Consider the following 528-nt stretch of genomic DNA (forward strand, 5'->3'; position numbering starts at 1 on the left):
GTCATACCCTTGCAACGCCAGCGCTTCGCGAACAATCTCCAGCTCTGCCCCTGAGTCTTCTTCAGTAATAATATAGGGCGACATGGAAATGCCCACCGCAACCCGGATGGATTCCGCCATCACAGGACAGGTCAGGATCAACAGCAACCATGCTGTCAGAGAGAATCGCACAAGGCTATTTGTCATTAGAAAGTCAACCATGCCATAAAATAAACCAAAGTCCTGATCAAACACCGTATCCACGTATTATCATTCCGGGCACGGTAAAAGCTGCACTGTCTGATCGATCAACCGATCCCCTGACGACCCGACCATGCCAGACCCGGGTACTGACTGTCTACTGACGCCAGACAGCGGTTGCATTGCCACAATCCAACGTTACAGTAGAGTCCAATTGCCCAGGAGGCTTGTTATGCCATACACCCCCCGCATTGTCTTGAGCGTGTCTGCGATTGTTCTGGCCAGCGTTTTATCAGCCTGTACCGTCAAACTGGCCGCTCCCGAAAAACCCATTACCATCAACCTTAA

The 528-nt window shown here is 51.1% G+C and carries 1 protein-coding gene; it reads right to left on the reverse strand.

The features are described from left to right. The coding region (locus Q4563_RS15765; RefSeq protein WP_303605139.1) for a hypothetical protein at positions 1 to 243 on the reverse strand (243 nt) is incomplete at its 3' end. Positions 244 to 528 lie beyond the last annotated feature (285 nt).

The sequence above is a fragment of the Gilvimarinus sp. 1_MG-2023 genome (assembly GCF_030548285.1).